12 protein-coding genes are annotated in these 6,100 nt (G+C 33.5%); all 12 read right to left on the reverse strand.

Features of this window, described 5'->3' with window-relative positions; translation table 11 throughout:
* Positions 1–8: 8 nt before the first annotated feature.
* Positions 9–377 carry a 50S ribosomal protein L14 gene (gene rplN / locus L1S46_RS20670; protein WP_011967518.1) on the reverse strand — a complete coding sequence of 123 codons (369 nt, stop codon included), beginning with the start codon at positions 375–377 and terminating at the stop codon, positions 9–11.
* A 28-nt stretch (positions 378–405) separates the two neighbouring features.
* On the reverse strand, positions 406–660 hold the full coding sequence (rpsQ, locus tag L1S46_RS20675; protein WP_011967517.1) for a 30S ribosomal protein S17: 255 nt from the start codon (positions 658–660) through the stop codon (positions 406–408).
* A gap of 23 nt (positions 661–683) precedes the next feature.
* On the reverse strand, positions 684–896 hold the full coding sequence (gene rpmC / locus L1S46_RS20680; protein WP_009167820.1) for a 50S ribosomal protein L29: 213 nt from the start codon (positions 894–896) through the stop codon (positions 684–686).
* Positions 896–1,330 (reverse strand): 50S ribosomal protein L16, encoded by a 435-nt coding sequence (gene rplP / locus L1S46_RS20685; RefSeq protein ID WP_008426579.1) that lies wholly within the window; start codon positions 1,328–1,330, stop codon positions 896–898. The genes rpmC and rplP overlap by 1 nt, the downstream gene beginning before the upstream one ends.
* A 17-nt stretch (positions 1,331–1,347) precedes the next feature.
* The gene (gene rpsC / locus L1S46_RS20690; RefSeq protein WP_011967516.1) at positions 1,348–2,013 is read right to left on the reverse strand and encodes a 30S ribosomal protein S3; all 666 of its coding nucleotides are present in this window, start codon (positions 2,011–2,013) and stop codon (positions 1,348–1,350) included.
* 24 nt (positions 2,014–2,037) lie between these two features.
* Positions 2,038–2,373 (reverse strand): 50S ribosomal protein L22, encoded by a 336-nt coding sequence (gene rplV, locus L1S46_RS20695; RefSeq protein ID WP_009167817.1) that lies wholly within the window; start codon positions 2,371–2,373, stop codon positions 2,038–2,040.
* Positions 2,374–2,393: 20 nt separating this feature from the next.
* Positions 2,394–2,666 (reverse strand): 30S ribosomal protein S19, encoded by a 273-nt coding sequence (rpsS, locus tag L1S46_RS20700; RefSeq protein ID WP_023974821.1) that lies wholly within the window; start codon positions 2,664–2,666, stop codon positions 2,394–2,396.
* A gap of 65 nt (positions 2,667–2,731) precedes the next feature.
* Complete coding sequence (gene rplB / locus L1S46_RS20705; RefSeq protein ID WP_017209698.1) at positions 2,732–3,565, reverse strand: 50S ribosomal protein L2; 834 nt, start codon at positions 3,563–3,565, stop codon at positions 2,732–2,734.
* A gap of 64 nt (positions 3,566–3,629) precedes the next feature.
* A complete protein-coding gene (gene rplW / locus L1S46_RS20710) occupies positions 3,630–3,926 on the reverse strand; it encodes a 50S ribosomal protein L23 (protein WP_011967513.1) in 297 nt (98 codons plus the stop codon).
* Positions 3,926–4,546, reverse strand: coding sequence for a 50S ribosomal protein L4 (gene rplD, locus L1S46_RS20715; RefSeq protein WP_011967512.1), 621 nt, complete (start codon positions 4,544–4,546; stop codon positions 3,926–3,928). Before rplD ends, rplW begins: the two co-directional genes overlap by 1 nt.
* A 26-nt stretch (positions 4,547–4,572) precedes the next feature.
* Positions 4,573–5,202: a 50S ribosomal protein L3 gene (rplC, locus tag L1S46_RS20720; protein WP_011967511.1), complete on the reverse strand. Its 630-nt coding sequence runs from the start codon at positions 5,200–5,202 to the stop codon at positions 4,573–4,575.
* 72 nt (positions 5,203–5,274) lie between these two features.
* Entirely contained in the window at positions 5,275–5,583 is a 309-nt protein-coding gene (gene rpsJ, locus L1S46_RS20725) for a 30S ribosomal protein S10 (protein ID WP_002582605.1), read from the reverse strand.
* Positions 5,584–6,100: the final 517 nt, after the last annotated feature.

Below are 6,100 nucleotides of genomic sequence, written 5' to 3' on the forward strand. Positions count from 1 at the left end.
ACCTCCTCTTATAGAACTTCTGGTGCTAATGACAAAATTTTAGTGAATTCTTTATCTCTTAGCTCCCTAGCAACAGGTCCAAAGATACGAGTTCCTCTTGGTTGCTTATCATCTTTGATTATAACTGCTGCGTTTTCGTCAAATTTAATATATGAACCATCAGCTCTTCTTACACCTTTTACTGATCTAACTACAACTGCCTTTACAACATCACCTTTTTTAACAACTCCACCTGGTGTTGCACTTTTAACGCTAGCAACTATAACATCGCCGATATTACCAAACTTTCTTTTAGATCCACCTAATACTCTGATACACATAATTTCTTTTGCACCTGAATTATCTGCAACCTTTAATAAGGTTTGTTGTTGTATCATTAAATTACCCTCCTTTCAGTTTTAAAGCTTATTTAGCCTTTTCAACTATTTCAACAAGTCTCCATCTCTTATCTTTAGATAAAGGTCTAGTTTCCATTATTGATACTCTATCATTAATTTTAGCTTCATTATTCTCATCATGTACTTTAAACTTTGTAGTTCTATTAACTGTCTTACCGTATAATGGGTGTCTAACCTTAGTTTCAACGGCAACTACAATAGTTTTTTCCATTTTATCAGAAACAACCCTACCAATTCTTTTCTTTCTTAATGATCTTTCCATTAGGGCTTACCTCCTTCCAACTTTTATTGTTCCAATGCTTTTAATTCTTCTTCTCTTAAGATGGTTTTTATTTGGGCTATAGATTTCTTAACTTCTCTTATTCTCATTGGATTTTCTAATTGTCCTGTAGCTAATTGAAATCTTAAATTAAATAACTCCGCTTTAAGATCGCCCAATTTAACTGTTAAATCTTGAGGATTGCTTGATTTCAATTCTTTTAATTCTCTAGCCTTCATTATTCTTCACCACCCATTTCCTCAAAATCTCTTTTTGAAACAAATTTTGTTTTTACAGGAAGTTTATGTGAAGCAAGTCTCATTGCTTCTCTTGCAGTTTCTTCTGGTACTCCTGATAATTCAAATAGTACTCTACCTGGTTTAACTACTGCAACCCAGTATTCTGGTGATCCTTTACCTGAACCCATTCTTGTTTCAGCTGGCTTTTCTGTAACTGGTTTATCTGGGAAAATCTTTATCCAAAGTTTTCCACCTCTTTTAATGTATCTATTGATAGCAATTCTGGCAGATTCAATTTGGTTACTTGTTATCCATCCACAAGTTAGCGCTTGGATTCCGTAATCACCATAAGCTAAGAAATTACCTCTTGTAGCTTTACCTTTCATTCTACCACGTTGCACCTTACGATGTTTTACCCTTTTAGGCATTAACATGATCTATTCCTCCTTTCCTATGCGTTAGCCTCTTCCTTTTCTACTTTCTTAGTTGGAAGAACTTCTCCATTATAAACCCAAACCTTAACTCCGATTTTTCCATATGTTGTATCTGCTTCAGCAAATCCATAATCGATATCAGCTCTTAATGTTTGTAGTGGAATTGTTCCTTCATGATAATGTTCAGTTCTTGCTATTTCTGCTCCACCTAATCTACCAGAACAAGCAGTTTTTACACCTTTTATTCCGTGTTTCATAGCTCTTTGCATTGTTTGCTTCATAGCTCTTCTGAATGAAATTCTTTTTTCTAATTGTGCAGCAATATTTTCAGCCATTAATTGTGCATCAGCTTCTGCACTTTTAACTTCAACTATGTTTATTAAAACATTCTTATTTTCAACGAATTGAGTTAATTTATTTTTTAAAGCCTCAATTCCAGATCCACCTTTACCTATTATAACACCAGGCTTTGCTGTATATATGTTTAATTTTACTCTTTTAGCAGCTCTTTCAATTTCAATTTTAGAAATACCTGCAGAAAAAAGTTCCTTTTTCACAAATTTTCTGATCTTGTTATCTTCTATAAGATTATCAGCAAAGTTTTTCTTGTTAGCATACCATTTTGCGTCCCATCCCTTGATAACACCTACTCTAAGGCCATGAGGATTTACTTTTTGACCCACTTGCTTTTCCCTCCTTTTATCTTATTAAGCTCTTTCTTTAACAACTACTGTTATATTGCTTGTTTTCTTTAATATTTTAAATGCTCTACCTTGAGCATGAGGTTGGAATCTCTTTAATGTTGATCCTTGACCAACGAAACACTCTGAAACATATAAGTTATCAGCATTCAATTCCAAATTGTTTTCTGCATTAGCAACAGCTGATTTTAAAACTTTATTTATAACTACCGCTGCTTCTCTTGGAGTATATTGTAAAATAGCAAAAGCTTCGTTAACTTGTTTTCCTCTTATTAAATCAAGAATTACTCCTACCTTTGTTGGAGACATTCTAATATATTTTGCTATAGCTCTAGCTTCCATTTATGATCCTCCTTTCCAGGCTATCTTTTTGATGTTTTATCGTCATGACCTTTATAAGTTCTAGTTAATACAAACTCACCTAATTTATGGCCAACCATATCTTCTGATATATATACTGGTACATGCTTTCTTCCATCATGAACAGCAATTGTATGACCTATGAATTGTGGAAAAATTGTTGAACTTCTTGACCAAGTCTTAACAACCTTTTTTTCTCCATTACCATTCATTTCTTCTATTTTCTTAAAAAGTCCCTCATGAACAAAAGGTGCTTTCTTTGTTGATCTACTCACTAATATGCCTCCCTTCATAAACACTAAGGTCTAAGTTGTGAAGAGAACTTACTATTCTCCTCAAACTACTTAGCTCTTCTATCTTTGATAATAAATTTATCTGAATATTTCTTAGTCTTTCTAGTTTTGTATCCAAGTGCTGGTTTACCCCATGGAGTAACTGGACTTGGTCTACCAACTGGAGATTTACCTTCACCACCACCATGAGGGTGATCATTAGGGTTCATTACAGATCCTCTAACTGTTGGTCTCCATCCCATATGTCTCTTTCTACCAGCTTTACCGATATTAACAATATCGTTTGTTGCATTAGAAAGTGTTCCTATTGTAGCTCTACATTCGATTCTTACATATCTCATTTCACCTGATGGTAATCTAAGAGTTGCATAATCTCCTTCTTTAGCCATTAATTGAGCTGATCCACCTGCTGCTCTAACTAATTGACCACCTTTACCTCTTTGTAATTCTATGTTGTGAATAACTGTACCTACTGGTATGTTCTTTAATGGAAGTGCATTACCAGGTTTGATATCAGCATTAACTCCAGACTCTATTACATCTCCAACTTTTAATCCTGCTGGCGCAAGAATATATCTCTTTTCTCCATCGCTATATATAACAAGAGCAATATATGCTGATCTGTTTGGATCATATTCTATAGTTGCAACCTTTGCTGGGATTTCATCTTTATTTCTTTTAAAGTCTATTATTCTATATTTTCTCTTAACACCGCCGCCACGATGTCTAACAGTAATTTTACCTTGAGCATTTCTACCCGCTTTACTCTTTAATGCAACAAGAAGTGACTTTTCTGGTTCTTGTGAAGTTATTTCTTCAAAAGTTGGCATAGTCATTTGTCTTCTTGCTGGTGTAATAGGGTTAAACTTTTTAACTGCCATTTAAAATTCCCTCCTTCTTCAAGCTTCTCTGGTGTTGATCACCAATAATGGCTTTATTCTACTATTATTGCATTCCCTCGAAGAATTCAATTCCATTACTTTCTTCAGTTAATGTAACTATAGCTTTCTTGTAATCTGATCTCTTACCTACATGTACGCCCATTCTCTTAGTTTTACCTAAGCCGTTTATAGTGTTAACAGATTCAACTTTAACATTGAAAACTTCTTCCACAGCTCTCTTTATTTGAGATTTATTAGCATCAACATGAACTATGAAAGTGTACCTTTTTTCGGCCATAGACGCCATACTTTTTTCAGTTATGATTGGCTTTCTTATTATATCATGGCTTGTTAATTTCATTATGCGTACACCTCCTCAATTTTTGATACAGCATCTTTAGTTATGATTAATTTTTCATATTTCAATAAATCATATACATTGATGTTGTTTGCAGGAATAACACTTATTCCTTGAATGTTTCTTGCTGACTTATAAACAACTTCATTTGATTCAGCTGTTATAATTAATGCTTTATTAGCTTCTAAAGCCTTTAGCATTTCTATCATGCTCTTAGTTTTTGGTGCTTCAAAATTTAATGAATCAAGAACTATCATTTGATTATCTTGAACCTTGCTAGTTAAAGCAGATTTCATAGCAACCTTTCTCATACTCTTTGGAACTGAAACTCTGTAGTCTCTTGGCTTTGGTGCGAATACAATTCCACCTTTGATCCATTGTGGTGATCTGATAGAACCTTGTCTTGCTCTTCCAGTACCCTTTTGTCTCCAAGGCTTAATTCCGCCTCCTCTAACTTCAGATCTAGTCTTAGTTGATTGAGTTCCTTGTCTTTTGTTAGCTAATAATGCAACTACTACTTGGTGCAATGCATATTCATTAATTTCTGCTGCAAATACATTTTCATTTAACTCCATATCTGCAACTTTATTTCCTTCTTTATTAAATACTCCTACTGTAGGCATTTTATTTCCTCCTTTCTTCAAAGAAATTAAGCTCTAACTGTATCTTTAATTACTACTGTACCTTTATTAGGTCCTGGGATTCCACCCTTAATTAGTATTAAATTCTTTTCAGCTATTACTTTAACAACTTCTAAATTAAGTACTGTTGTATTTACAGATCCCATATGTCCTGGCATTCTCTTGTTTTTGAATGTTCTAGATGGATCTGATGAAGCTCCCATTGAACCTGGTGCTCTATGGAACTTAGAACCATGAGTCATAGGTCCTCTTTGTTGATTCCATCTTTTAATTGATCCTTGGAAACCCTTTCCCTTAGATACTGCAGATACATCAACTTTATCTCCTGCTCCAAATACATCAGCTTTTATTTCATTTCCAACTTCGTATTGACTTATATCGTCAAGTCTAAATTCTTTAAGAGTTCTTCTTAAAGTAGCTCCAGCCTTAGCAAAGTGACCTTTTCTTGGCTTATTAGCTAATTTTTCTCTTATTTCATCGAAACCAACTTGTATTGCTTCATAACCATCATTTTCTAATGTTTTCTTTTGAACAACAACACATGGGCCAGCTTCTACTACAGTTACAGGAATCACTTTTCCTTTTTCATCAAAAATTTGTGTCATTCCAACTTTTCTTCCAATTATAGCTTTTTTCATGTATTTACACCTCCCAAACTAATTAGCGGACTGTTAACAATCATAACTAGCCGTTTTATATTATTTCCAGTACTAAAGCTTGATTTCTATATCAACACCCGCTGGAAGATTTAATCTCATTAATGCATCAACAGTTTTAGGTGATGGATTAACAATATCGATTAATCTCTTATGAGTTCTTATCTCAAATTGTTCTCTTGAATCTTTGTACTTGTGAACCGCTCTTAATATTGTAACAACATCTTTTTCAGTTGGTAGTGGCACTGGTCCTACAACCTTAGCTCCTGATGTTTTTGCAGTTTCAACAATTTTTTCAGCTGATTGATCTAAAATTGTATGATCAAAAGCCTTTAATCTAATTCTTATTTTTTGCTTTGACATTTCATTTCCCTCCTTTTATGTACGTTTTACTTCTAACGCACAACAGCGGCTATTCTGTAAACTGTTCCAGGTGTTTCGTGATATCCAAACTTAATACAGAATCCCTGTCGTCGGATTCTAGATCCAAACTTACTCATCAAGAATTACCCGGAAGTCCGGCAACCTCTTGAATCCTCGCTGTATGCTATGCAACTTCTTAATTATACTATTGTTATATTGTCTTTTCAAGCTTTTTTTTACATTTTCCTATTTTTTTTTAATTCCTTATATTTGGTGATTTTTTAGCTATCTTTACTAAAAATTTTATATCAGTTTGTCATAATTTATTTTCGATAATAAATAAATATTTGTGATAACAATCTGATTTTATTATGAAATACTAACTAGATTATATAATTCATAAAATAAAAGCAAGGTGTAATTTCCTTGCTTTTACCGTCAAATATAAATGTATCTTATTCTACTATTTTAGTAACAACTCCAGAACCTACAGTTCTTCCGCCTTCTCTGATAGCGA

It is taken from the genome of Clostridium sp. YIM B02500 (assembly GCF_022324665.1).
In the GTDB taxonomy this organism is placed as follows: Bacteria; Bacillota; Clostridia; order Clostridiales; family Clostridiaceae; genus Clostridium; species Clostridium beijerinckii.